Source organism: Plantactinospora sp. CA-290183 (assembly GCF_050936375.1).
GTDB lineage: Bacteria > Actinomycetota > Actinomycetes > Mycobacteriales > Micromonosporaceae > Plantactinospora.
In genome coordinates this window covers 629,243-652,827 of the sequence record NZ_JBNJMX010000001.1, presented here as the reverse complement: position 1 = coordinate 652,827, position 23,585 = coordinate 629,243, and the positions used below count along the sequence as shown (strand labels likewise).

26 protein-coding genes are annotated in these 23,585 nt (G+C 68.4%); all 26 read right to left on the bottom strand.

Translation table 11 applies throughout. The annotated features are described in order from the left end of the window. Positions 1–6: 6 nt before the first annotated feature. Complete coding sequence (gene rpsH / locus ACQEUR_RS03180) at positions 7–414, bottom strand: 30S ribosomal protein S8 (RefSeq protein ID WP_067301438.1); 408 nt, start codon at positions 412–414, stop codon at positions 7–9. Between the two features lie 145 nt (positions 415–559). Beyond that, positions 560–745 carry a type Z 30S ribosomal protein S14 gene (locus ACQEUR_RS03175; protein WP_007073023.1) on the bottom strand — a complete coding sequence of 62 codons (186 nt, stop codon included), beginning with the start codon at positions 743–745 and terminating at the stop codon, positions 560–562. A gap of 1 nt (position 746) precedes the next feature. Next, the gene (gene rplE / locus ACQEUR_RS03170; RefSeq protein ID WP_433025924.1) at positions 747–1,316 is read right to left on the bottom strand and encodes a 50S ribosomal protein L5; all 570 of its coding nucleotides are present in this window, start codon (positions 1,314–1,316) and stop codon (positions 747–749) included. Beyond that, positions 1,313–1,627 carry a 50S ribosomal protein L24 gene (gene rplX / locus ACQEUR_RS03165; protein ID WP_433024869.1) on the bottom strand — a complete coding sequence of 105 codons (315 nt, stop codon included), beginning with the start codon at positions 1,625–1,627 and terminating at the stop codon, positions 1,313–1,315. Before rplX ends, rplE begins: the two co-directional genes overlap by 4 nt. Positions 1,628–1,629: 2 nt before the next feature. Beyond that, positions 1,630–1,998, bottom strand: a complete 369-nt coding sequence (gene rplN, locus ACQEUR_RS03160) for a 50S ribosomal protein L14 (RefSeq protein ID WP_007465279.1) — start codon at positions 1,996–1,998, stop codon at positions 1,630–1,632. 112 nt (positions 1,999–2,110) lie between these two features. Next, the gene (gene rpsQ, locus ACQEUR_RS03155; protein ID WP_433024866.1) at positions 2,111–2,389 is read right to left on the bottom strand and encodes a 30S ribosomal protein S17; all 279 of its coding nucleotides are present in this window, start codon (positions 2,387–2,389) and stop codon (positions 2,111–2,113) included. Continuing rightward, positions 2,386–2,622: a 50S ribosomal protein L29 gene (gene rpmC, locus ACQEUR_RS03150; protein WP_433024864.1), complete on the bottom strand. Its 237-nt coding sequence runs from the start codon at positions 2,620–2,622 to the stop codon at positions 2,386–2,388. The genes rpsQ and rpmC overlap by 4 nt, the downstream gene beginning before the upstream one ends. Next, on the bottom strand, positions 2,622–3,047 hold the full coding sequence (rplP, locus tag ACQEUR_RS03145) for a 50S ribosomal protein L16 (RefSeq protein ID WP_192765393.1): 426 nt from the start codon (positions 3,045–3,047) through the stop codon (positions 2,622–2,624). The genes rpmC and rplP overlap by 1 nt, the downstream gene beginning before the upstream one ends. Positions 3,048–3,050: 3 nt before the next feature. Next, positions 3,051–3,923 carry a 30S ribosomal protein S3 gene (gene rpsC, locus ACQEUR_RS03140; RefSeq protein ID WP_433024861.1) on the bottom strand — a complete coding sequence of 291 codons (873 nt, stop codon included), beginning with the start codon at positions 3,921–3,923 and terminating at the stop codon, positions 3,051–3,053. Beyond that, on the bottom strand, positions 3,923–4,432 hold the full coding sequence (gene rplV, locus ACQEUR_RS03135; RefSeq protein WP_433024858.1) for a 50S ribosomal protein L22: 510 nt from the start codon (positions 4,430–4,432) through the stop codon (positions 3,923–3,925). Before rplV ends, rpsC begins: the two co-directional genes overlap by 1 nt. Before the next feature lie 38 nt (positions 4,433–4,470). Beyond that, positions 4,471–4,752: a 30S ribosomal protein S19 gene (rpsS, locus tag ACQEUR_RS03130; protein ID WP_067359615.1), complete on the bottom strand. Its 282-nt coding sequence runs from the start codon at positions 4,750–4,752 to the stop codon at positions 4,471–4,473. 15 nt (positions 4,753–4,767) lie between these two features. Further along, complete coding sequence (gene rplB, locus ACQEUR_RS03125; protein WP_433024854.1) at positions 4,768–5,607, bottom strand: 50S ribosomal protein L2; 840 nt, start codon at positions 5,605–5,607, stop codon at positions 4,768–4,770. Positions 5,608–5,619: 12 nt separating this feature from the next. Continuing rightward, positions 5,620–5,922, bottom strand: coding sequence for a 50S ribosomal protein L23 (rplW, locus tag ACQEUR_RS03120; protein WP_433024851.1), 303 nt, complete (start codon positions 5,920–5,922; stop codon positions 5,620–5,622). Continuing rightward, positions 5,919–6,572 (bottom strand): 50S ribosomal protein L4, encoded by a 654-nt coding sequence (rplD, locus tag ACQEUR_RS03115; RefSeq protein WP_433024848.1) that lies wholly within the window; start codon positions 6,570–6,572, stop codon positions 5,919–5,921. Before rplD ends, rplW begins: the two co-directional genes overlap by 4 nt. Beyond that, a complete protein-coding gene (gene rplC / locus ACQEUR_RS03110; protein ID WP_433024846.1) occupies positions 6,569–7,234 on the bottom strand; it encodes a 50S ribosomal protein L3 in 666 nt (221 codons plus the stop codon). The genes rplD and rplC overlap by 4 nt, the downstream gene beginning before the upstream one ends. An 11-nt stretch (positions 7,235–7,245) precedes the next feature. After that, entirely contained in the window at positions 7,246–7,554 is a 309-nt protein-coding gene (rpsJ, locus tag ACQEUR_RS03105; RefSeq protein ID WP_007073037.1) for a 30S ribosomal protein S10, read from the bottom strand. 344 nt (positions 7,555–7,898) lie between these two features. After that, positions 7,899–9,092, bottom strand: a complete 1,194-nt coding sequence (tuf, locus tag ACQEUR_RS03100) for an elongation factor Tu (RefSeq protein WP_433024843.1) — start codon at positions 9,090–9,092, stop codon at positions 7,899–7,901. 236 nt (positions 9,093–9,328) lie between these two features. Beyond that, positions 9,329–11,425, bottom strand: coding sequence for an elongation factor G (gene fusA, locus ACQEUR_RS03095; protein WP_433024840.1), 2,097 nt, complete (start codon positions 11,423–11,425; stop codon positions 9,329–9,331). A gap of 90 nt (positions 11,426–11,515) precedes the next feature. Further along, positions 11,516–11,986: a 30S ribosomal protein S7 gene (rpsG, locus tag ACQEUR_RS03090; RefSeq protein WP_433024837.1), complete on the bottom strand. Its 471-nt coding sequence runs from the start codon at positions 11,984–11,986 to the stop codon at positions 11,516–11,518. Position 11,987: 1 nt separating this feature from the next. Then, positions 11,988–12,362: a 30S ribosomal protein S12 gene (gene rpsL, locus ACQEUR_RS03085; protein ID WP_101368150.1), complete on the bottom strand. Its 375-nt coding sequence runs from the start codon at positions 12,360–12,362 to the stop codon at positions 11,988–11,990. Positions 12,363–12,850: 488 nt separating this feature from the next. After that, positions 12,851–13,753, bottom strand: coding sequence for a phage holin family protein (locus tag ACQEUR_RS03080; protein ID WP_433024834.1), 903 nt, complete (start codon positions 13,751–13,753; stop codon positions 12,851–12,853). 159 nt (positions 13,754–13,912) lie between these two features. Continuing rightward, positions 13,913–14,266 carry a hypothetical protein gene (locus ACQEUR_RS03075; RefSeq protein ID WP_433025921.1) on the bottom strand — a complete coding sequence of 118 codons (354 nt, stop codon included), beginning with the start codon at positions 14,264–14,266 and terminating at the stop codon, positions 13,913–13,915. A 96-nt stretch (positions 14,267–14,362) separates the two neighbouring features. Beyond that, positions 14,363–18,250 (bottom strand): DNA-directed RNA polymerase subunit beta', encoded by a 3,888-nt coding sequence (locus ACQEUR_RS03070; RefSeq protein ID WP_433024831.1) that lies wholly within the window; start codon positions 18,248–18,250, stop codon positions 14,363–14,365. A gap of 119 nt (positions 18,251–18,369) precedes the next feature. Next, on the bottom strand, positions 18,370–21,810 hold the full coding sequence (locus ACQEUR_RS03065; protein WP_433024828.1) for a DNA-directed RNA polymerase subunit beta: 3,441 nt from the start codon (positions 21,808–21,810) through the stop codon (positions 18,370–18,372). Positions 21,811–22,470: 660 nt separating this feature from the next. Then, positions 22,471–22,857, bottom strand: coding sequence for a 50S ribosomal protein L7/L12 (gene rplL, locus ACQEUR_RS03060; protein WP_433024825.1), 387 nt, complete (start codon positions 22,855–22,857; stop codon positions 22,471–22,473). Between the two features lie 59 nt (positions 22,858–22,916). Beyond that, positions 22,917–23,459, bottom strand: coding sequence for a 50S ribosomal protein L10 (rplJ, locus tag ACQEUR_RS03055; RefSeq protein WP_433024822.1), 543 nt, complete (start codon positions 23,457–23,459; stop codon positions 22,917–22,919). Positions 23,460–23,585 lie beyond the last annotated feature (126 nt).

Sequence of the window (23,585 nt, the reverse complement as noted above, 5' to 3'; positions counted from 1 at the left end):
CTCCCGTTACCAGACGAAGGCGAGGACTTCCCCGCCAACGCTCCGCTTGCGGGCCTGCCGGTCGGTGAGCAGCCCCTGGGACGTCGAAATGATCGCCACGCCCAGCCCACCGAGCACCCGAGGGAGCCCGTCCGACTTGGCGTACACCCGCAGACCGGGCTTGGACACGCGCTTGATGCCGGCCAGGCTCCGCTCGCGGTTCTGGCCGTACTTCAGCTCGACGACCAGTCGCTTGCCGACGGCGCCCTCCTCGGGCTCCTCGACCAACCAGGTGGCGATGTAACCCTCGGCCTTGAGGACCTCGGCGATGTTCGCCTTGATCTTCGAGTAGGGCATCGTCACCCGGTCGTGGTACGCCTGGTTGGCGTTACGCAGACGCGTGAGCATGTCTGCGATCGGGTCGGTCATCGTCATGGATCTCGTCAGCCTTTCTCGCCGGGGTTCCCGAGGCCGTGCCCGGGCCTACGGCGTTGCGTTCCTCGCCCCGACCACCGGTCGGGACGGGGCTGGGCTCTGCCAGGTTGCGGTCCCCGCACCGCGGTCGGACGGGGACCGGCTGTCACCAGGAAGCCTTGGACACACCGGGCAGTTCACCGCGGTGGGCCATCTCCCGGATGCACACCCGGCAGAGGCCGAACTTGCGGTAGACCGCCTTCGGCCGTCCGCACCGCTGGCAGCGGGTGTACGCGCGAACCGAGAACTTCGGCTTCGCGGCAGCCTTGAGGATCAGCGCCTTCTTGGCCATCTCAGTTCTCCTTGAACGGGAAGCCCAGGAGCTTGAGCAGCGCCCGGCCCTCGTCGTCGGTCGTGGCGGTGGTGACCAGCGTGATGTCCATGCCCCGTACGCGGTCGATCCGGTCCTGGTCGATCTCGTGAAACACCGACTGCTCGGTCAGGCCGAACGTGTAGTTGCCGTGGCCGTCCAGCTTCCGCCCGTCGAGGCCGCGGAAGTCGCGGATCCGGGGCAGGGCGATGGAGAGCAGCCGGTCCAGGAACTCCCACATCCGGTCACCGCGCAGGGTCACCTTGGCGCCGATCGGCATGCCCTCGCGGAGCTTGAACTGCGCGATGGACTTGCGGGCCCGCCGCACCAGCGGCTTCTGACCCGAGATGGTCGCCAGGTCGCGCACCGCGCCGTCGATCAGCTTCGCGTCCCGCGCGGCCTCGCCGACGCCCATGTTCACGACGATCTTGACCAGGCCGGGCACCTGCATCGGGTTGCCGTAGCCGAACTGCTCGCGCAGCTGGGCCACGATGTCGTTGCGGTACCGCTCCTTGAGCCGCGGCATCGTCTTGGTTTCGGTCGACGTCATCAGAGGTCCTTACCGGTGCTGCGCGCGACACGGACCTTCTGGCCACTCTCGTCGAACCGGTACCCGATCCGCGTCGGGTTGCCGTCGGAGTCCACGACCTGCACGTTCGAGACGTGGATCGGAGCCTCCTGCGTGACGATGCCGCCGGTCTTGGCGCCGCGCTGGGTGGTACGGATGCGGGTGTGCTTCTTGACCCGGTTCACGCCCTCGACCAGGATCTTGTCCTGCCGCGGGTAGGCCGCGATGACCTTGCCCTTGGCACCCTTGTCCTTACCGGCGATGACGACAACCGTGTCACCCTTCTTGACCTTCACGGTTACAACACCTCCGGTGCGAGCGAGATGATCTTCATGAACCGCTTGTCCCGCAGCTCACGGCCGACTGGGCCGAAGATGCGGGTACCGCGCGGGTCGCCACCATCCTTGATGATCACGGCAGCGTTCTCGTCGAACCGGATGTACGAACCATCCGGCCGCCGCCTCTCCTTCGCGGTGCGGACGACGACCGCCTTGACGACGTCGCCCTTCTTCACACCCGCGCCCGGGATCGCGTCCTTGACCGTGGCCACGATGACGTCGCCGATGCTCGCGTAGCGCCGACCGGAGCCGCCGAGCACCCGGATGCACAGAATCTCCCGGGCACCCGTGTTGTCGGCGACGCGCAGTCGCGACTCCTGCTGAATCACGTCTATCTCCTATGTCTGCCAGTTCTCAGCCGGCCGTTTCCCCGACCCGTACACCGGACCGGAGTCCCGGGCCGGCTGAGCTTGGCGGAACCATGAGCCCGCCGTACGGCTCTTACTTGGCCTTCTCGAGGATCTCCACGACCCGCCAACGCTTGGTGGCGGACAGCGGGCGGGTCTCCATGAGCAGCACCCGGTCGCCGACGCCACACGCGTTCTGCTCGTCGTGGGCCTTCAGCTTGCTGGTGCGGCGCAGGACCTTGCCGTACAGCGCGTGCTTGACCCGGTCCTCAACCTCGACGACCACGGTCTTTTCCATCTTGTCGCTGACCACGAGCCCCTCGCGAACCTTGCGCTGGGCCCGCGACTCCGCGGTGGTGGTCTCTTCACTCATGATGCAGTCACCTCAGTCGGCGCGGCCGAAAGCCCCAGCTCGCGCTCACGCATGATCGTGTAGATCCGGGCGATCTCCCGACGGATGATCTGCAACCGACGGTTGTTGTCCAGTTGACCGGTCGCGGCCTGGACGCGGAGGTTGAACAGCTCCGCCTTGGCCTCCCGCAGCCTCGCGACCAGCTCCTCCTCGGAGAGTTCACGCAGCTCGGCAGCCTTCACGCCAGCGGCCATCAGCTTTCACCCACTTCGCGCGTCACAATGCGGCACTTCATCGGGAGCTTGTGGATCGCGCGGCGCATCGCCTCTCGCGCGATCTGCTCGTTGGGGAAGGACATCTCGAAGAGGACCCGCCCCGGCTTGATGTTGGCCACCCACCACTCGGGGGAGCCCTTACCGGAACCCATCCGGGTCTCGGCCGGCTTCTTGGTCAGGGCCTGGTCCGGGAAGACCGTGATCCAGACCTTGCCACCACGCTTGATGTGGCGGGTCATCGCGATACGGGCCGCCTCGATCTGCCGGTTGGTCAGATACGCGGACTCCAGCGCCTGGATCCCGAACTCGCCGAACACCACCCGGGTGCCGCCCTTGGCCGCGCCGTGGCGGTCAGGGTGGTGCGGCTTGCGGAAGCCCTTCGGGGGCTTGCGCGGCATCAGCATGTGTCAGCCCTCCTGCTGTGGTTCTGCGGGAGCCGGCGCCGCGGCGACCGCGGCGTTGTCGATCGACTCACCGGTCGGGGTGTCACCGCTGCTCTGCCCCAGGCCGGCTGCCGCCGCCCGTCCGGCCTCGGTGCCGCCCGCGGTGGTGCCGGAGGAACCGGACCGGCCACGACGCGGCCGCTCGGGACGGTCGCCCCGCTCGCCGCGGCGCGGACGCGCCGGGCCCGCCTCGGCCGGGGCCTCGCGACCGGGTACGGCGTCGCCCTTGTAGATCCAGACCTTCACGCCGATACGGCCGAAGGTGGTCCGGGCCTCGAAGAAGCCGTACTCGATGTTGGCCCGCAGCGTGTGCAGCGGGACCCGACCCTCGCGGTAGAACTCGGTACGGCTCATCTCGGCGCCGCCCAGCCGGCCGGAGACCTGAACCCGGATGCCCTTGACGATCGGGTTCTTCATCGCCGACTGCATGGCCTTGCGCATCGCCCGCCGGAAGCTGACCCGGCTGGAGAGCTGCTCGGCCACGCCCTGGGCGACCAGCTGCGCGTCCGACTCCGGGCTCTTCACCTCGAGGATGTTGAGCTGGACCTGCTTGCCGGTGAGCTTCTCCAGCTCGCCGCGGATCCGGTCGGCCTCCGCACCCTTACGGCCGATGACGATGCCCGGCCGCGCGGTGTGGATGTCGACCCGGACCCGGTCGCGGGTGCGCTCGATGTCGACCTTCGAGATACCGGCCCGCTCCAGACCCTTGGACATCATCCGGCGGATCTTCACGTCCTCGCCGATGTAGTCCTTGTAGAGCTTGTCCGCGAACCAGCGCGACTTCCAGTCGGTCGAGATGCCGAGCCGGAACCCGTGCGGGTGAACCTTCTGCCCCATTACTCGGCACCCTCCGTCTTGCTCTGCGTGTCGCCCTTGCCCTGCGTCTCGGCCGCGGTCTCGGCCGGCGCGGCGGACTCTCCCGCAGCGGTCGACTTGGCCGGGGCGGCCTTCTTGGCCGCGGTCCGCTTCGCCGGCGTCGACGGCGCGACCGCCTCGACCACGACGGTGATGTGGCAGGTCCGCTTGCGGATCCGGTACGCCCGGCCCTGTGCCCGCGGCTGGAACCGCTTCATCGTCGGGCCCTCGTCCACGAACGCCTCGCTGACGAGCAGCGCGTCGGGGTCCAGCCGCTCGTTGTTCTCCGCGTTGGCGATCGCGCTCGCGAGCACCTTGTAGACCTGCTCACTCGCCGCCTGCGGCGCGAACTGCAGCACCGTGAGCGCCTCCTTCGCGGGCAGACCGCGGACGAGGTTGACCACCCGGCGCGCCTTGGTCGGCGAGATGCGCACGTGTCGCGCAACCGCCCGCGCGCCCGGAAGCACCGGAGCGTCGCCCTTTACTGGCATCGCTGAAACCCCTTGATCCTTAATCCGTGGTCGGCGACTCAGCGCCGGCGGCTCTTGCGGTCGTCCTTCTCATGACCCTTGAACGTGCGGGTCAGCGCAAACTCACCGAGCTTGTGCCCGACCATCGCCTCGGTGACGAACACCGGGACGTGCTTGCGCCCGTCGTGCACGGCGATCGTGTGCCCGAGCATGTCGGGGATGATCGTCGAGCGCCGCGACCAGGTCTTGATGACGTTCTTGGAGCCCTTTTCGTTCTGCGTTTCCACCTTCTTGAGCAGGTGGTCGTCGATGAACGGGCCCTTCTTCAGGCTGCGAGGCATGTCTACCTAACTCCCTTAGCCGCGCTTACGGGTGGCGTAGCGGCGGCGGACGATGAGCCGGTCGCTCGCCTTGCCCTTCTGACGGGTACGGCCCTCGGGCTTACCCTGCGGGTTGACCGGGTGCCGACCACCGGAGGTCTTGCCCTCACCACCACCGTGCGGGTGGTCGACCGGGTTCATGGCGACACCGCGGACGGTCGGGCGACGGCCCTTCCAGCGCATCCGGCCGGCCTTGCCCCAGTTGATGTTTGACTGGTCTGCGTTGCCGATCTCGCCGATCGTGGCCCGGCAGCGCACGTCGACCCGCCGGATCTCGCCGGAGGGCATCCGCAGGGTGGCGTACGCCCCCTCGCGGCCCAGCAACTGGATGCCGACGCCGGCCGAACGGGCCAGCTTGGCTCCGCCACCCGGCCGCAGCTCCACGGCGTGCACCGTGGAACCGACCGGGATGTTGCGCAGCGGCAGGTTGTTGCCCGGCTTGATGTCGGCGCCCGGCCCCGACTCCACCGCGTCGCCCTGCTTCAGGTCCTTCGGCGCGATGATGTACCGCTTCTCGCCGTCGGCGTAGTGCAGCAGCGCGATCCGCGCGGTGCGGTTGGGGTCGTACTCGATGTGCGCGACCTTCGCCGGCACGCCGTCCTTGTCGACCCGCTTGAAGTCGATCAGGCGGTACTGGCGCTTGTGCCCACCGCCGTGGTGCCGCGTGGTGATCCGGCCGTGGGCGTTACGCCCGCCCTTCTTCGGCAGCGGAGCCAGCAGCGACTTCTCCGGTGTCGACCGGGTGATCTCAGCGAAGTCGGCGACGCTGGAGCCACGCCGGCCCGGCGTCGTCGGCTTGTACTTACGGATAGCCATTGTCTATACCCCTCAGCTGACCGGGCCGCCGAAGGCCTCGATGCGATCACCGTCGGCCAGCTTCACCATCGCCCGCTTCGTGTCCTTGCGCTTGCCGTACCCGGTGCGGGTCCGCTTGCGCTTGCCCTCGCGGTTGAGGGTATTGACCGTGATCACCCGGACGTTGAAGATCTGCTGGATCGCGATCTTGACCGCGGTCTTGTTCGCGTCCGGGTGCACCAGGAACGTGTACCAGTTCTTGTTGAGCTCGCTGTAGCTCTTCTCCGAGACGACCGGCGCGAAGATGATGTCTCGCGGATCGGCGATCGTGGTCACTTCTCGCTCTCCTCACCCTGCGCCCCACCGCGGACACCCAGGAACTCGTCCAGGGCCTCCGTGGTGAAGACCACGTCGTCGGCGACCAGCACGTCGTACGTGTTGAGCTGGCCCGCCTCCAGCAGATGCACGCTCGGCTCGTTGCGCAGCGACAACCAGTTGAGCTCGTCGGTGCTGCTCAGCACCACCAGCACCCGACGGGCACCGGTCGCCTTGCGCAGCGTGGCGAGGGCGCCCTTGGTCGACGGCTTCTCACCGTCGACGAAGCTCTCCACCACGTGCACCTGGCCGCCGCGGGCCCGGTCCGACAGGGCGCCGCGCAGCGCGGCGGCCTTCATCTTCTTCGGGGTCCGCTGGCTGTAGTCCCGCGGCACCGGGCCGTGCACCACGCCACCGCCGGCGAACTGCGGCGCGCGGATCGAGCCCTGCCGGGCCCGACCGGTGCCCTTCTGCTTGTACGGCTTCTTGCCGCCACCGGCGACCTCGCCCCGCGTCTTCACCTTGTGCGTGCCCTGGCGGGCGGCGGCGAGCTGGGCGACCACGACCTGGTGCATCAGCGCGATGTTCGCCTGCACGTCGAAGATCTCGGCGGGCAGCTCGACGGAGCCGCTCTTGGTGCCCTCGGTGTTGAGAACGTCAACCGTGGTCACTTGGCCGCACCGCCCTTCTTCGCCTCTGCCTTCGCCGCCGAGCGGACCAGCACCAGTGCGTTCTTGGGACCGGGGATGGCACCGCGGACCAGCAGGAGGTTGTTCTCCGGGTCCACCGCCTGGATGGTCAGGTTCTGCACGGTGAAGCGCACCCCACCCATCCGGCCGGCCATCCGGGTGCCCTTGAAGACCCGACCCGGGGTCGCGCACGCGCCGATCGAGCCGGGCGAGCGGTGCTTGCGCTCGACACCGTGGCTGGCGCGCAGGCCGTGGAAGCCGTGCCGCTTCATGGGACCCGCGAAGCCCTTGCCCTTGGTCCGGCCGGTGACGTCGATCGTCCCGCCGACGGGGAACGCGCCGACGGTGACCTCCTGACCCAGCTCGTAGTCGCCGGCGTCGGTGGTCCGCAGCTCGACGATGTGCCGGCGCGGCGCGACCTGCGCCTTGGCGTAGTGACCGCTGACCGGCTTCTTGACCTTGCGGGGGTCAACCACGCCGAACGCCAGCTGGACCGCCGTGTAGCCGTCCTTGTCAGCGGTGCGGATCTGGGTGACGACACACGGCCCGGCCTGCACCACCGTCACCGGGACAACCTTGTTGTTGTCCCAGACCTGGGTCATGCCGAGCTTGGCGCCCAGGATGCCCTTCACTTGCCTGTCCATTAGTCCGGTCCCTACAGCTTGATCTCGATGTCGACGCCAGCCGGCAGGTCGAGGCGCATGAGCGAGTCGACCGTCTTCGGGGTCGGGTCGATGATGTCGATCAGACGCTTGTGCGTGCGCATCTCAAAGTGCTCGCGCGAGTCCTTGTACTTGTGCGGAGAACGGATCACGCAGAAGCGGTTGATCTCCGTGGGCAGCGGCACCGGGCCCGCAACCTGAGCCCCGGTACGCGTCACCGTCTCAACGATCTTGCGCGCCGAGGAGTCGACCACCTCGTGGTCGTATGCCTTGAGCCGGATGCGGATCTTTTGTCCCGCCATGGTGCCCCTGTTCCTTCTCTCGCCTCGTGTGTCCGTCCGCAGCGGAGCCCGCCCACCGGGAGCGGGGTGTTCCATGCCGGGGACCGGGCGCTGCCGACTTCCCGTGTTGTCCGACCCCCGCGGTCGGGCGTGTCGCACCCCGGGGCCAGACTCCGCCCCGGAAATCCGAGGCGGCTCCCGCCCATTGCGGGAATCGGTGGCGCCGGAGGTAGCTCGCCACGCCCCGGACGCCCAGCAAGGGTGGCTGACTGCCGGGCAGCCAGCCACCCTGCCGGTACGCAACCTGACCAGTATGCCGTACTACCGCACGGCAACGCTAATCGGGTTACCTTGATTACTTCTTTTTACTTGAGGATCTTGGTGACGAACCCCGCGCCGACCGTACGGCCGCCCTCGCGGATCGCGAACTTGAGGTTTTCCTCCATCGCGATCGGCTGGATCAGCTTCACGGTCATCGTGGTGTTGTCGCCCGGCATGACCATCTCGGTGCCCTCGGGCAGCGTGACGACGCCGGTGACGTCCGTGGTCCGGAAGTAGAACTGCGGACGGTAGTTCTGGAAGAACGGGGTGTGCCGGCCGCCCTCCTCCTTGGAGAGGATGTAGACCGTCGCCTCGAACTCGGTGTGCGGGGTGGTGGTGCCAGGCCTGACGACCACCATGCCGCGCTCGACGTCCTCGCGCTTGATGCCCCGCAGCAGCAGACCGACGTTCTCACCCGCACGGGCCTCGTCGAGCAGCTTGCGGAACATCTCGATGCCGGTGCAGACCGTCTTCTGCGACTTCTCGCGGATACCGACGAGCTCCACCTCCTCGTTCGGCTTGAGGATGCCGCGCTCGGCACGACCCGTCACCACGGTGCCCCGACCGGTGATCGTGAAGACGTCCTCGATCGGCATGAGGAACGGCCGCTCGGTCTCCCGCTCCGGCTGCGGAATCGCGGTGTCGACCGCGCTCATCAGGTCCATGAGCTTGTCGGTCCACTCCGGGTCGCCCTCGAGCGCCTTGAGCGCCGAGACCCGGACGACCGGCAGGTCGTCGCCGGGGTACTCCTGCGCCGACAGCAGCTCGCGGACCTCGAGCTCGACCAGCTCGAGCAGCTCCTCGTCATCGACCATGTCGCTCTTGTTGAGCGCCACGACGATGTAGGGAACGCCGACCTGGCGAGCCAGCAGCACGTGCTCGCGGGTCTGCGGCATCGGGCCGTCGGTCGCCGCGACCACCAGGATCGCGCCGTCCATCTGCGCGGCACCGGTGATCATGTTCTTGATGTAGTCGGCGTGACCGGGGCAGTCGACGTGTGCGTAGTGCCGCGCCTCGGTCTGGTACTCGACGTGTGCGATCGAGATCGTGATGCCGCGGGCCTTCTCCTCCGGCGCCTTGTCGATCTCGTCGAACGGCGTGTACGGGTTGAGGTCGGGCATCTTGTCGTGCAGGACCTTGGTGATGGCCGCCGTCAGCGTCGTCTTACCGTGGTCGATGTGACCAATGGTGCCGATGTTGACGTGCGGCTTAGTCCGCTCGAACTTCGCCTTCGCCACTGGTGTCCTCCTGTGGACTTCTTGGTTCGTACGCCCGGCACGCCATCTGGCGTTCAGGACTCTGTCGACAGCCTTTCCGCCCGGGTCTCCCCGGCCGGGAAGTACTTGGGTCTTGCGGCGGTGAAACCTTCAGGCCCGGTCTCGCAGCCCGGCCCGTGAACGCCGCGGGCGAGATTACCCGCCCGCGACCCTCGCGGTATCACCGGCCCGGCGCCGGGTGGGTGACGCTTACGCGCTCACTCACCCGTCGCCTTCGCGATGATCTCCTTCGCCACGCTTGCGGGAACCTCGGCGTAGGAGTCGAACTGCATGCTGTAGCTAGCCCGGCCCTGGGTCTTCGACCGCAGGTCGCCGACATAGCCGAACATCTCCGACAGCGGCACCAGGGCCCGGACGATGCGAGCGCCGCTGCGCTCCTCCATCGCCTGGATGATGCCACGACGGGAGTTGAGGTCGCCGATCACGTCGCCCATGTTCTCCTCGGGCGTCGTGACCTCGACGGACATCATCGGTTCGAGCAGTGCCGGGTCGGCCTTGCGGGCCGCGTCCTTGAGCACCATCGAGCCAGCGATCTTGAAGGCCATTTCCGAGGAGTCGACCTCGTGGTACTGGCCGTCCAGCAGGGTCAGCTTCACCCCGACCAGCGGGAAGCCGGCGAGGATGCCGTACTGCATCGCGTCCTGCGCGCCGGCGTCCACCGAGGGGATGAACTCCCGCGGGATCCGGCCACCGGTGACCGCGTTGGCGAACTCGTACGTCGGCGAGTCATTGTCCAGCGGCAGCGGCTCGACGCTGACGATGACCCGGGCGTACTGGCCCGATCCACCGGTCTGCTTCTTGTGGGTGTACTCGAGCTTGTCCACCTTGCGGCGGATCGTCTCCCGGTACGCCACCTGCGGCTTACCGATGTTGGCCTCGACGTTGAACTCGCGGCGCATCCGGTCGACCAGGATGTCCAGGTGCAGCTCGCCCATGCCGGAGATGACCGTCTGGCCGGTCTCCTGGTCGAGCTTGACCCGGAACGTCGGGTCCTCCTCGGCGAGCCGCTGGATGGCGGTACCGAGCTTCTCCTGGTCGGCCTTGGTCTTCGGCTCGATCGCGACCTCGATGACCGGCTCCGGGAAGGTCATCGACTCCAGGATGACCGGGTTCGCCGGGTCACACAGGGTGTCGCCGGTGGTGGTCTGCTTGAGCCCCTGCACCGCGATGATGTCGCCAGCCTGGGCCGAGCCGCGCTCTTCCCGCTTGTTGGCGTGCATCTGGTAGATCTTGCCGATCCGTTCCTTGCGGTCCTTGGTGGAGTTGATCACCTGTGAACCGGTTTCGACCGTGCCCGAGTAGACCCGCACGTAGGTGAGCTTGCCCAGGTGCTTGTCGGTCTGGATCTTGAAGGCCAGGCCGGAGAACGGCTCGGACTTGTCCGGCTTCCGCAGCATCGGGGTCTCGCCGTCGGTCGCGACACCCTCGATCGCCGGAACGTCCAGCGGCGACGGCAGGAAGTCGACCACCGCGTCGAGCATCGGCTGGACGCCCTTGTTCTTGAAGGCCGATCCGCAGAGCACCGGGTTCGCCTTGCCGGCGATGGTGGCCCGCCGGATCGCGGCCTTGATCTCCTCGACGGAGAGTTCCGCTTCCTCGAGGTACTTCTCCATCACCGAGTCGTCGACGTCGGCGAGGGTCTCGATCAGCTTGTCGCGCGCCGCGGCGGCCGCTTCGGCGAGGTCGGCCGGGATCTCCTCGACCGCGTAGTCCTCGCCCTTCTGGGTCTCGCCGCGCCAGGTCAGCGCGCGCATCCCGATCAGGTCGACGACACCGATGTGGTCGCCTTCGAGGCCGATCGGAATCTGCAGCACCAGCGGCGTGGCGTTGAGGCGTTCGATCATCATCTGGACGCAGCGGTTGAAGTCCGCACCGGTCCGGTCGAGCTTGTTGACGAAGCACATCCGGGGGACGTTGTACTTGTCCGCCTGACGCCAGACGTTCTCCGTCTGCGGCTCCACACCGGCCACGCCGTCGTAGACCGCCACCGCGCCGTCGAGCACCCGCAGCGACCGCTCGACCTCGACCGTGAAGTCGACGTGGCCGGGCGTGTCGATGATCTGGATCGTGTGGCCCTTCCACTCACACTTCGTGGCGGCGGAGGTGATGGTGATCCCCCGCTCCTGCTCCTGCTCCATCCAGTCCATGACGGCGGCGCCCTCGTGGACCTCACCGATCTTGTACGTGATGCCGGTGTAGAACAGGATCCGCTCAGTGGTCGTGGTCTTACCAGCATCGATGTGCGCCATGATGCCGATGTTGCGTACCTTGGCGAGCGCGTCTGCGGCGGCCACTTCAATCCCTACTTATCGTCGTCTCGTCGGCGTATTCGCGACCGGGACCGGGTCCCGGCGCGGCGGACCGCGCCGGAACCCGACTGGTCGTTACCAGCGGTAGTGCGCGAAGGCCTTGTTGGACTCGGCCATCTTGTGGGTGTCCTCGCGCCGCTTGACGGCGGCACCAAGACCGTTGCTCGCGTCGAGCAGCTCGTTCATCAGCCGCTCGACCATGGTCTTCTCGCGGCGGGCCTTGGAGTGGCTGACCAGCCAGCGCAGCCCGAGCGTGGTGGCCCGCGCGGGGCGCACCTCCACCGGCACCTGGTAGGTCGCGCCACCGACACGGCGGCTGCGGACCTCGAGGGTCGGCTTCACGTTGTCCATCGCCCGCTTCAGGGTGACCACCGGGTCGGTGCCGGACTTCTCGCGGCAGCCCTCCAGGGCGGCGTACACGATGCGCTCGGCGAGCTGCCGCTTGCCGCGCATCAGGATCTTGTTCACCAGCTGGGTGACCAGCGGGGAGTTGTAAACCGGGTCCGCGACGAGCGGACGGCGCGGAGCAGGGCCCTTACGCGGCATGTCAGCTCTTCTCCTTCTTGGCGCCGTAACGGCTGCGGGCCTGCTTGCGGTTGCGGACACCCTGGGTGTCCAGCGAACCGCGGACGATCTTGTAGCGAACGCCCGGGAGGTCCTTCACCCGGCCACCCCGGACCAGCACGAGCGAGTGCTCCTGCAGGTTGTGCCCGACACCGGGGATGTAGGCGGTCACCTCGATCTGGCTGCTGAGCTTCACACGAGCGACCTTGCGGAGCGCGGAGTTCGGCTTCTTGGGGGTGGTGGTGTACACGCGCGTGCACACGCCGCGCCGCTGGGGGCTCCCCTTCAGCGCTGGCGTCTTGGTCTTGCTCGTCTTCGCCTGTCGGCCCTTGCGGACCAGCTGCTGGATCGTGGGCACCGGGTTTCTCCGCTCCCTTCGGCCGCCTGTCGCGACCGCGCCGTAGTCATGGCCACCCCTGGCGGGGCTGACCCTCTTACCTTCCAACCAGGACCACCTCGTGGCGCTCCCGGCACCCGCGGTCGGGCGTGTCGCCCGCTCACGGTTTCCGACACCACTGGCCCGCGTCGGAATCCCACCGGCCGGCGCACGTGAACGGGCCGACCTGTTCTTGACTTGAGTCGTGGCGCGACTCCGTCGCCGTCGTCGGCTCGGGCGCACGCACGAGTTGCCCGGGCATGCCCGGGCACGAGAGGAAAGAGTACCCACCGTAAGTGCACACGTCAAAATGGGTCTGGAGAAGGTTGTGCGCCAACCTTCCTGCCGGCCCGCGTCGTCGAGGCACTCTCAGCAAGCACTACCACGGTCAAGTGTACCGGCTCTCCCCGGGAACGGCTCGGCGGGCCGGTCAACCGCGGGCCGGCGGGCACCGCACGGGGACGCCGGCGCTACGGCAACTGGAGCAGGACCGCCGCCGCGAACGCCAGCACGGTCAGCCCGAGCCCCACCCCGCCGCAGACCATCCCGGCGATCGCCAGGCCCCGGCCGGTCGCGCGCACCGTCGGCGGAGTCGCCGCCGGCGCCGTCTGCCGCCGGCCGAGCTGACCCAGGACCAGGCCGGCGACGCCGAGCAGCACCGCCAGCAGCGCGAAGGCGCCCGCGGCCCAGCCACCCCACCCGCCCGTCGCGCCGAGGAGGCCGAAGCAGCCCACGACCAGGGAGACGAGCACGGCGCCGATGCCGGTGACCAGCGCACCCACCGCCGGTCCCGAGGTGACCGGCGGCACGTCGAGATATGCGACACCGAACGGCGTACCCCGGACCGGGTCGATCCGGCGCGGCGGTCGCCACGACTCCCGGGGCGGCGCGGGGACCGCGGCGGGCCGGCCGGCGCCCGGTCCCGGTCCGCCCGGGGCCGCCGCACCCAGGGGGTACGCCGACACCGGCGCATTGCCCGGCGGGTACGCCCCGAAGGGCGGGCCGCTGGCCGGTGCGTACCCCGGTCCGGCGGACGGCCGGCCGCCCGGCGGCGGGTACCCGGGCGGACCCTGGGCCGGAGCCCCGCCCTGGGCCTGACCGTGGAACGCGACCGGCGGCTGGCCGTATCCGGTGACGGTGGGAGTGGAGGCCGGCGGGTCCTGCCCCGGCACTCCGGACAATCCGGTCGGCCGCGCGGTCCCGGCCTCGCCGGCCGGACGGGCCCACTCGCTGACCGGTACCGCCGGCTGGTCCGAGCGCGCGCCGGGTAGCTCGTAGGAGGGCTGGAGGTAGCCGGGCCGGTACCCGGCGGGCGCGTCCGGCGCCGGCTCCGCCGTCCGGTCCACAGCCGGTGGCTGCGCCTCTTCCGTCACGAACTTCCCCCTCCGCCCACCTGACACCGCGTACCAAGGGCCACGCGCCCGCCGGCCGGGCGACCGCGCGCGGCACGCCAGCGTCAGGCTACCGCCGTACGTCCAGCCGGAGGCCGCCGCCGGCGAGCGGAGACCGGCCCACGGCCCTTTCCTCCCGGGCTAGTCCACCCCGGGCGCGAAGTCCTGCCCGAGCGGGGCGTTGGCCAGGTTGAGCACGCCGATCACCGTCGCGGCGACCACGACGGTCGCCACCAGCACGATGCCGGTCCAGGCGAACCGTTCGCCCCGACGCAGCCAGACGGCCCCGGTCAGGTAACCCCCCGAGGCGTACGCCTCCCGGCGCGCCTGCCGGGCCAGCAACAGCGCGACCGTCGCCGGCACGACGCCCCCGACGAAGGGCCCGGTCAGCATCGCCACCAGACCGAGCACGAAGACCGCCCGCGACTTGGTCGAGCGCACCGGGTCCGGGTCGAACGGATGGCGCAGCGCCGAGCCAGGACCGGCGGCCGGCATCGTCTCCACCCCGACAGCCTACAAAGCCGGGGTACGGGCAGAACGCGAGGCGCCCCGCACACCGGACGGTGTGCGGGGCGCCTCAACGGTTGAACCCTAGCGGTACGACCCGAAGTCGAAGTCGTCCAGCGGAACCGCCTGGCCGCTGGCCGGCCCGAACCCGTAGTCGGTCTCCGGGTAGCCCGTCATCGAGTAGACCTTGGCCTTCGCCTCCTCGGTCGGCTCGACCCGGATGTTGCGGTACTTGCTGATGCCCGTACCGGCCGGGATGAGCTTGCCGATGATGACGTTCTCCTTGAGACCGATGAGCGAGTCGCTCCGGGCGTGGATCGCCGCGTCCGTGAGCACCCGGGTGGTCTCCTGGAAGGAGGCCGCCGAGAGCCACGAGTCGGTGGCGAGCGACGCCTTGGTGATACCCATCAGCACCGGCCGGCCGGCCGCCGGCTCGCCGCCCTCGGAGACGAGTCGACGGTTCTCCGACTCGAAGAGCGCCCGGTCGACCAGCACGCCCGGCAGGAACTCGGTCGCGCCGGAGTCGATCACCGTCACCCGCTTGAGCATCTGGCGGATGATGATCTCGATGTGCTTGTCGTGGATGAGCACACCCTGCGAGCGGTAGACCTCCTGGACCTCCTGGGTCAGGTGGACCTGGACCGCCCGCGGGCCGAGGATCCGCAGCAGCTCGTGCGGGTCGATGGTGCCCTCGGTGAGCTTCTCGCCGACCTCGACGTGGTCTCCGTCGTGGACCCGCAGCCGGACCCGCTTGGAGATCTTGTCGTGGACGATCTCGTCGGTGCCGTCGTCCGGCACAACGATGATCTTCCGCGACCGCTCGCCGTCCTCGATCCGGATCCGGCCCGGGGTGTCGGCGATCGGCGCCTTGCCCTTCGGGACCCGCGCCTCGAAGATCTCCTGGACCCGGGGCAGACCCTGCGTGATGTCCTCACCGGCGACACCGCCGGTGTGGAACGTACGCATGGTCAGCTGGGTACCCGGCTCACCGATCGACTGGGCGGCGATGATGCCGACCGCCTCGCCGACGTCCACGGTCTTGCCGGTCGGCAGCGAACGGCCGTAGCAGGCACCGCAGACGCCCAGCTTCGACTCGCAGGTCAGCACGCTGCGGACCCGCACCGTGTCGACCCCGGCACCGACGATCCGGTCGACCAGGATCGAGTTGAGGTCCGCACCCCGCTCCGCGACCAGGTTGCCGTCGGGGCCCTTGATGTCGTCGGCCAGGGTACGGGCGTGCACGCCGGTCTCGACGTGCTCGTGCGCGACCAGCGTGCCGTCGAGCGTCTCGGCGATCTGCATCGAGATCGCCCGGTCGGTGCCGCAGTCCTCCTCGCGGATGATCACGTCCTGCGACACGTCCACCAGACGACGGGTCAGGTAACCCGAGTCGGCGGTCCGCAGCGCGGTGTCCGCGAGACCCTTCCGGGCACCGTGCGTGGAGATGAAGTACTCCAGTACGGAGAGACCCTCCCGGTAGCTGGCCTTGATCGGCCGCGGGATGATCTCGCCCTTGGGGTTGGCCACCAGACCACGGATCGCGGCGATCTGGCGGAGCTGGAGCAGGTTACCGCGGGCACCCGAGTTGATCATTTTCCACAGCGGGTTCTCCTGCGGCAGCGCCGTCTCCATCTCCTTGGCGACCTCGTTCGTCGCCTTGGTCCAGATCTCGATGAGCTCGCCGCGGCGTTCCTCGGCGGTCATCAGGCCACGCTGGTACTGCTTGTCGATCCGCTCGGCTTCCTTCTCGTACCGCTCCAGGATCTCCCGCTTGCGCGGCGGCGCGATGACGTCCTCCATGCCGATCGTCACGCCGGACCAGGTGGCCCAGTGGAAACCGGCCTCCTTGAGCCCGTCGAGCGTCGCGGCCAGGGCCACCTTCGGGAACCGCTCGGCGAGGTCGTTGACGATCGCGGAGAGCTGGCCCTTGCGGATCTCGTAGTTCACGAAACGGTAGCCCTTCGGCAGCGTCTCGTTGAACAGCACCCGGCCCAGCGTGGTCTCCACGGTCAGCGGCTCGCCCGCGGTCCACCCCTCCGGGGCGGTCCACGGCGCCGCGCCGGCACCGTTGTCCACCTCGGTGACGTCCCGCAGCCGGATCTTCACCGGGGTCTGCAGGTGCAGCTCCCCGTTGTCGAAGGCCATCCGCGCCTCGGCGTCCGAGCTGAACGCCCGGCCCTCACCGATCTCACCGGGGGTGAGGTGGGTGAGGTGGTACAGGCCGATGACCATGTCCTGGGTGGGCATGGTGACCGGCTTGCCGTCCGCCGGCTTGAGGATGTTGTTGGACGAGAGCATCAGGATCCGCGCCTCGGCCTGCGCCTCGGCGGACAGCGGCACGTGCACCGCCATCTGGTCGCCGTCGAAGTCCGCGTTGAACGCGGTGCAGACCAGCGGGTGGATCTGGATCGCCTTGCCCTCGACCAGCTGCGGCTCGAAGGCCTGGATGCCCAGCCGGTGCAGGGTCGGCGCCCGGTTCAGCAGAACCGGGTGCTCGCCGATGACCTCCTCCAGCACGTCCCAGACGACCGGCCGCTGCCGCTCGACCATCCGCTTGGCGGACTTGATGTTCTGCGCGTGGTTGAGGTCGACCAGCCGCTTCATCACGAACGGCTTGAACAGCTCCAGCGCCATCTGCTTGGGCAGGCCGCACTGGTGCAGCTTGAGCTGCGGACCGACCACGATGACGGACCGACCGGAGTAGTCGACCCGCTTGCCCAGCAGGTTCTGCCGGAACCGGCCCTGCTTGCCCTTGAGCATGTCGGAGAGCGACTTCAGCGGGCGGTTACCCGGACCGGTCACCGGCCGGCCACGGCGGCCGTTGTCGAACAGCGCGTCGACGGCCTCCTGCAGCATCCGCTTCTCGTTGTTGACGATGATCTCGGGAGCGCCCAGGTCGATCAGCCGCTTGAGCCGGTTGTTCCGGTTGATCACGCGGCGGTACAGGTCGTTCAGGTCCGAGGTCGCGAACCGGCCACCGTCGAGCTGCACCATCGGGCGCAGGTCCGGCGGGATGACCGGTACGCAGTCGAGCACCATGCCGAGCGGCGAGTTGCGGGTGTTCAGGAACGCCGCGACGACCTTCAGCCGCTTGAGCGCCCGGATCTTCCGCTGGCCCTTGCCGGACCGGATGATCTCGCGGAGGTTGTCGGCCTCGGCGTCCAGGTCCATGTTCTGGACCAGCGCCTTGATCGCCTCGGCGCCCATGCCGCCGGTGAAGTACTCACCGAAGCGGTCCCGCAGCTCGCGGTAGAGCAGCTCGTCGGTGACCAGCTGCTTCGGCTCCAGCTTGCGGAAGGTGTCCAGCACCTCGTCCAGGCGGTCGATCTCACGCTGCGCCCGGTCGCGGATCTGGCGCATCTCACGCTCGCCGCCCTCTTTGACCTTGCGCCGCACGTCCGCCTTGGCACCCTCGGCCTCCAGCTCGGCCAGGTCGGCCTCGAGCTTGGCGGCCCGCTTCTCGATCTCCGAGTCACGGCTGTTCTCGGCCTGCCGCTTCTCGGCGAGGATCTCGTTCTCCACCGTGGAGAGGTCGCGGTGCCGCGACTCGGTGTCCACGCTGGTGATCACGTAGGAGGCGAAGTAGATGATCTTTTCGAGATCCTTCGGCGCCAGGTCGAGCAGGTAGCCCAGCCGGCTCGGCACACCCTTGAAGTACCAGATGTGCGTCACCGACGCGGCCAGCTCGATGTGCCCCATGCGCTCACGGCGGACCTTGGACCGGGTCACCTCGACGCCGCAGCGCTCACAGATGATGCCCTTGAACCGGACCCGCTTGTACTTACCGCAGTAGCACTCCCAGTCCCGCTGAGGACCGAAGATCTTCTCGCAGAAGAGTCCGTCCTTTTCCGGCTTGAGGGTGCGGTAGTTGATCGTCTCAGGCTTCTTGACCTCGCCGTGCGACCACTGACGAATGTCGTCGGCGGTGGCCAGGCCAATGCGCAGCTCGTCGAAGAAATTGACGTCGAGCACGTTATATCCCTCGTGTTCGTAACTATTGCCGGCTCAGCGGAAGGGGAGTCGGGGTGCGGCGCCCGCCACGGGGTCGGAACCGACCACCGGAGCGGGAGCCGCCCCCCGACTCCACCACCTCAGATCTCCTCGACGCTGCTCACGCCTTCACCAGGACGCCGGGACAGGTCGATGCCGAGCTCCTCCGCGGCCCGGAACACCTCGTCGTCGGTCTCGCGCATCTCCAGGGCCACGCCGTCGCTGGAGAGCACCTCGACGTTGAGGCACAGCGACTGCAGCTCCTTGAGCAGCACCTTGAACGACTCCGGAATGCCCGGCTCGGGGATGTTCTCGCCCTTGACGATCGCCTCGTAGACCTTCACCCGACCGAGTACGTCGTCGGACTTGATCGTCAGCAACTCCTGCAACGCGTACGCGGCTCCGTACGCCTGCATCGCCCAGCACTCCATCTCGCCGAAACGCTGGCCACCGAACTGCGCCTTACCACCCAGCGGCTGCTGCGTGATCATCGAGTACGGGCCGGTCGACCGAGCGTGGATCTTGTCGTCGACCAGGTGGTTCAGCTTCAGGATGTAGATGTAGCCGACCGCGATCGGATCCGGCAGCGGTTCGCCGGACCGACCGTCGAACAGCTGCGCCTTCCCGCTCGCGCCGATCAGCTGCTTGCCGTCCCGGTTGGGCAGGGTCGACGAGAGCAGACCGGAGATCTCCTCCTCCTTGGCGCCGTCGAAGACCGGCGTCGCCACGTTGGTGTCCGGCTCGGAGGAGTCGGCGTCGATCGCGCGCAGCGCCCGCTTCCAGTCGGCGTCGTCGCCCTGGACCTGCCAACCGGTCTTGGCGACCCAGCCGAGGTGGGTTTCCAGCACCTGGCCGATGTTCATCCGGCTCGGCACACCCAGCGGGTTGAGCACGATGTCGACCGGCGTGCCGTCCTCCAGGAACGGCATGTCCTCCACCGGCAGGATCTTGGAGATGACGCCCTTGTTGCCGTGGCGCCCGGCGAGCTTGTCGCCGTCCTGGATCTTCCGCTTCTGGGCCACGTAGACCCGGACCAGCTCGTTGACCCCCGGCGGCAGCTCGTCGCCGTCCTCCCGGGAGAAGGTCCGTACGCCGATGACCGTGCCGGTCTCGCCGTGCGGAACCTTGAGCGAGGTGTCCCGGACCTCCCGCGCCTTCTCACCGAAGATCGCCCGGAGCAACCGCTCCTCCGGAGTCAGCTCGGTCTCACCCTTGGGCGTGACCTTGCCGACCAGGATGTCGCCGGTGACGACCTCCGCACCGATCCGGATGATGCCGCGCTCGTCGAGGTCGGCGAGCATTTCCTCGCTGACGTTCGGGATGTCGCGGGTGATCTCCTCCGGGCCGAGCTTGGTGTCCCGGGCGTCGACCTCGTGCTCCTCGATGTGGATCGAGGTGAGGGCGTCCTGCTGCACGAGGCGCTGCGACAGGATGATCGCATCCTCGTAGTTGTGACCCTCCCACGGCATGAACGCGACGAGCAGGTTGCGCCCGAGCGCCATCTCACCGTCGTCGGTGCACGGCCCGTCGGCGATGACCTGGCCCGCCTCCACCCGGTCGCCCTCGAAGACGACCGGCTTCTGGTTGACGCAGGAGCCGGCGTTGGAGCGGCGGAACTTGTGCAGGAGGTAGGTACGCCGGTGGCCGTCGTCCTGGTGCACCGTCACGTAATCGGCACACAGGTCCTCGACCACGCCGCCGACCTCGGCGACGACCACGTCACCGGCGTCGACCGCGGCCCGGTACTCCATGCCCGTGCCCACCAGCGGCGCCTCGGCCTTGACCAGCGGCACCGCCTGGCGCTGCATGTTCGCGCCCATCAGTGCCCGGTTGGCGTCGTCGTGCTCCAGGAACGGGATCATGGCGGTGGCGACCGACACCATCTGGCGCGGCGACACGTCCATGTAGTCGACCGCGTTCGGAGCGACGTAGTCGACCTCGCCGCCCTTCCGGCGGACCAGGACCCGCTCCTCGGCGAAGGTGCCGTCGCTCTTCACGGCGGTGTTGGCCTGCGCCTTGACGAAGCGGTCCTCCTCGTCCGCGGTCAGGTAGTCGATCTGGTCGGTGACCCGACCCTCGACGACCTTCCGGTACGGCGTCTCGATGAAGCCGAACGGGTTGACCCGGCCGAAGGTGGACAGGGCGCCGATCAGGCCGATGTTCGGGCCTTCCGGCGTCTCGATCGGGCACATCCGCCCGTAGTGGGACGGGTGCACGTCCCGGACCTCGAAGCCGGCCCGCTCCCGGGACAGACCACCCGGGCCGAGCGCGCTCAGCCGGCGCCGGTGGGTCAGGCCCGCCAGCGGGTTGGTCTGGTCCATGAACTGGGACAGCTGCGACGTACCGAAGAACTCCTTGATCGCCGCCACCACCGGGCGGATGTTGATCAGGGTCTGCGGCGTGATCGCCTCGACGTCCTGGGTGGTCATCCGCTCGCGGACGACCCGCTCCATCCGGGAGAGGCCGACCCGAACCTGGTTCTGGATCAGCTCACCCACGGTGCGCAGCCGACGGTTGCCGAAGTGGTCGATGTCGTCGGCCTCGTAGCCCTCCTCACCGGCGTGCAGCCGGCAGAGGTACTCCACGGTGGCGACGATGTCGTCCTCGGTCAGCGTGCCCTTGTTGATCGGCACGTCGACTTCGAGCTTCTTGTTGAACTTGTACCGACCGACCTTGGCGACGTCGTACCGCTTCGGGTTGAAGAAGAGGTTGTCGAGCAGGGTCTGGGCGTTCTCCCGCGTCGGCGGCTCACCCGGCCGCAGCTTGCGGTAGATGTCCAGCAGCGCCTCGTCCACCCCGGCGATGTGGTCCTTCTCCAGGGTGGTCATCATCAGCTCGGACCAGCCGAACCGCTCGCGAATCTGCTCGCCGGTCCAGCCGATCGCCTTGAGCAGGACCGTGACGGCCTGCCGGCGCTTGCGGTCGATGCGGACACCCACGGTGTCGCGCTTGTCGATGTCGAACTCCAGCCAGGCACCCCGACTCGGGATGACCTTGACGCTGGAGAGGTCGCGGTCGGAGGTCTTGTCCGGCTGCTTGTCGAAGTAGACGCCCGGGGACCGGACGAGCTGGCTGACCACCACGCGCTCGGTGCCGTTGATGATGAAGGTGCCCTTGGGCGTCATCATCGGGAAGTCACCCATGAACACCGTCTGGCTCTTGATCTCGCCAGTGGTGTTGTTGGTGAACTCCGCGGTCACGAACAGCGGGGCACAGTAGGTCAGGTCCTTCTCCTTGCACTCCTCGATCGAGGCCTTGACCTCGTCGAAGCGCGGTGCGGAGAAGGACAGCGACATAGTGCCGGAGAAGTCCTCAATGGGACTGATCTCTTCGAGGATCTCGGCGAGACCCGATCGAGCGTGCGGGTCGTCGGCCGACCGGCCCTGCCAAGCCTCGTTGCCGACCAGCCAGTCAAACGACTCGTTCTGGATGGCGAGGAGGTTGGGGACCTCGAGGTGTTCGGTAATCCTGCCGAAGGAGATTCGGCGGGGCGCGAAAGCGCTCGACGTACGACTGGTCTTCGCAGGGCGGGAAGCTGCCAAGATGCGTCCTTCCGAGGACCGGTGCTGCAGAACGGCTGTAACGCGTGCACTCCAATGGCCCCACTCCAAATATCCATAACCGGACATTCCGAGCAGGGGTCAAGTCGGAAGGCAGCGCAAACTAGCAGTGTAGCCGAGCGGCTAACCGCTGTCCAGCCCACCACAGCAGGGCGTTGCGGAACGTGTCGCGCGGCGCTCAGCCGCAAGCGCCCGGCGCGTCCCCACGGTCCCGCACGCAACCCGCTAGGCCATCCGGACCAGCGGCTGATGGTGCTGCCGCTGCACTTACCCGGGTGCTGGCCCTCGCAAGCGCGGAGGGTCTTGCTGATGTCAGCGTGCCTGCCGGTTCGTGCCGCGTCAAGGGCTGATGCCCGGGTCGGGCGACGTCTTTACCCGCCTCGCCATGCCCGGATGGCCGCCCGGGGGGCGGGGCCGCGCCCGCCGGAGGCACCAAAGCCCTGATCACCGATGGTTGCAGCCAGTCAGCGGACCGGAACGGGCGGCGACCCGGCGCCGGGTCGCCGCCCGTTCGGCGGAGACTGTGCGTCAGATCACTGACTGATCCGACGCGCTCACCCTGCCGACACCGCGCACCGGGGGTTCCGAACTCGGCGGAGCACGGCCGGACCCGCGGGAGGCGGAAGGGTGAGGTGGAGCGAACTACTTGAGGGTGACCTTGGCGCCCTCGGCCTCGAGCTTGGCCTTGGCCTTGTCGGCGGCCTCCTTGTTGGCCTTCTCCAGGACGGCCTTCGGCGCGGCCTCGACCAGGTCCTTGGCCTCCTTGAGGCCCAGGCCGGTCAGCTCACGCACGACCTTGATGACCTGGATCTTCTTGCCGCCGTCGGCCTCGAGGACGACGTCGAACTCGTCCTGCTCCGGCTCGGCCTCGGCCGGGGCGGCAGCCCCGCCACCCGCGGCGGCGATCGCGACCGGCGCCGCGGCGGTGACCTCGAAGGTCTCCTCGAACTGCTTCACGAACTCCGACAGCTCGATCAGCGTCATCTCCTTGAACGCGTCGAGCAGCTCGTCGGTGCTGAGCTTCGCCATGTCTGGCGTCCTTTCCTGTTTCCCTACACGAATATCGGGGTGCACCAGGGCTGACCGCGTCAGGCGGCCTGCCCCTCCTTCTCACGCTTTTCCTGCAGCGCGGCCGCCAGGCGCGCGGTCTGCGCAAGCGGCGCCTGGAACAGGGCCGCGGCCTTGCTCAGGTTGCCCTTCATCGCGCCGGCCAGCTTGGCCAGCAGGACCTCACGGGACTCAAGGTCGGCGAGCTTGTTGACCTCTTCCGCGGTGATCGCCCGGCCCTCGAAGACGCCGCCCTTGACGACGAGCTTCGGGTTGGCCTTCGCGAACTCCCGCAGACCCTTCGCCGCCTCGACCACGTCTCCGGAGACGAAGGTCAGCGCGGTAGGACCGGTGAACAGCTCGTCGAGTCCGGCAATGCCAGCATCCGTCGCGGCACGCTTGGCCAGCGTGTTCTTCGCCACCTCGTAGGTCGTGTCCCGACCGAGCGTGCGGCGCAGCTGGGTCAGCTGGGCGACCGTCAGACCGCGGTACTCGGTCAGCACGGTGGCTCCGGCCTTGCGAAAGTGTTCGGTGAGCTCGGCGACGGCAGTGGCCTTGTCGGCCCGAACCGGCTTGTCCGCCATGTCCCTCCTCTCTCGTTGCTCCAGGCTGATCACCGGCGAGGTCGACGACTGTCGGACTCGACGACCCCGGACCGGCGTCGGAGGCACCGCCACAACGAGAAACGCCCCGGCGCAGGGCGCACGGGG

What these genes read in the sequence shown, in the direction of transcription:
- rpsH (WP_067301438.1), bottom strand. Translation starts at nt 414, where the DNA reads ATGACGATGACCGACCCGATCGCAGACATGCTCACGCGTCTGCGTAAC.
- ACQEUR_RS03175 (WP_007073023.1), bottom strand. Translation starts at nt 745, where the DNA reads ATGGCCAAGAAGGCGCTGATCCTCAAGGCTGCCGCGAAGCCGAAGTTC.
- rpsQ (WP_433024866.1), bottom strand. Translation starts at nt 2,389, where the DNA reads ATGAGTGAAGAGACCACCACCGCGGAGTCGCGGGCCCAGCGCAAGGTT.
- rpmC (WP_433024864.1), bottom strand. Translation starts at nt 2,622, where the DNA reads ATGGCCGCTGGCGTGAAGGCTGCCGAGCTGCGTGAACTCTCCGAGGAG.
- rplP (WP_192765393.1), bottom strand. Translation starts at nt 3,047, where the DNA reads ATGCTGATGCCGCGCAAGCCCCCGAAGGGCTTCCGCAAGCCGCACCAC.
- rpsC (WP_433024861.1), bottom strand. Translation starts at nt 3,923, where the DNA reads ATGGGGCAGAAGGTTCACCCGCACGGGTTCCGGCTCGGCATCTCGACC.
- rplV (WP_433024858.1), bottom strand. Translation starts at nt 4,432, where the DNA reads ATGCCAGTAAAGGGCGACGCTCCGGTGCTTCCGGGCGCGCGGGCGGTT.
- rpsS (WP_067359615.1), bottom strand. Translation starts at nt 4,752, where the DNA reads ATGCCTCGCAGCCTGAAGAAGGGCCCGTTCATCGACGACCACCTGCTC.
- rplB (WP_433024854.1), bottom strand. Translation starts at nt 5,607, where the DNA reads ATGGCTATCCGTAAGTACAAGCCGACGACGCCGGGCCGGCGTGGCTCC.
- rplC (WP_433024846.1), bottom strand. Translation starts at nt 7,234, where the DNA reads ATGGACAGGCAAGTGAAGGGCATCCTGGGCGCCAAGCTCGGCATGACC.
- rpsJ (WP_007073037.1), bottom strand. Translation starts at nt 7,554, where the DNA reads ATGGCGGGACAAAAGATCCGCATCCGGCTCAAGGCATACGACCACGAG.
- rpsG (WP_433024837.1), bottom strand. Translation starts at nt 11,986, where the DNA reads ATGCCGCGTAAGGGCCCTGCTCCGCGCCGTCCGCTCGTCGCGGACCCG.
- ACQEUR_RS03075 (WP_433025921.1), bottom strand. Translation starts at nt 14,266, where the DNA reads ATGCCGGCCGCCGGTCCTGGCTCGGCGCTGCGCCATCCGTTCGACCCG.
- rplL (WP_433024825.1), bottom strand. Translation starts at nt 22,857, where the DNA reads ATGGCGAAGCTCAGCACCGACGAGCTGCTCGACGCGTTCAAGGAGATG.
- rplJ (WP_433024822.1), bottom strand. Translation starts at nt 23,459, where the DNA reads ATGGCGGACAAGCCGGTTCGGGCCGACAAGGCCACTGCCGTCGCCGAG.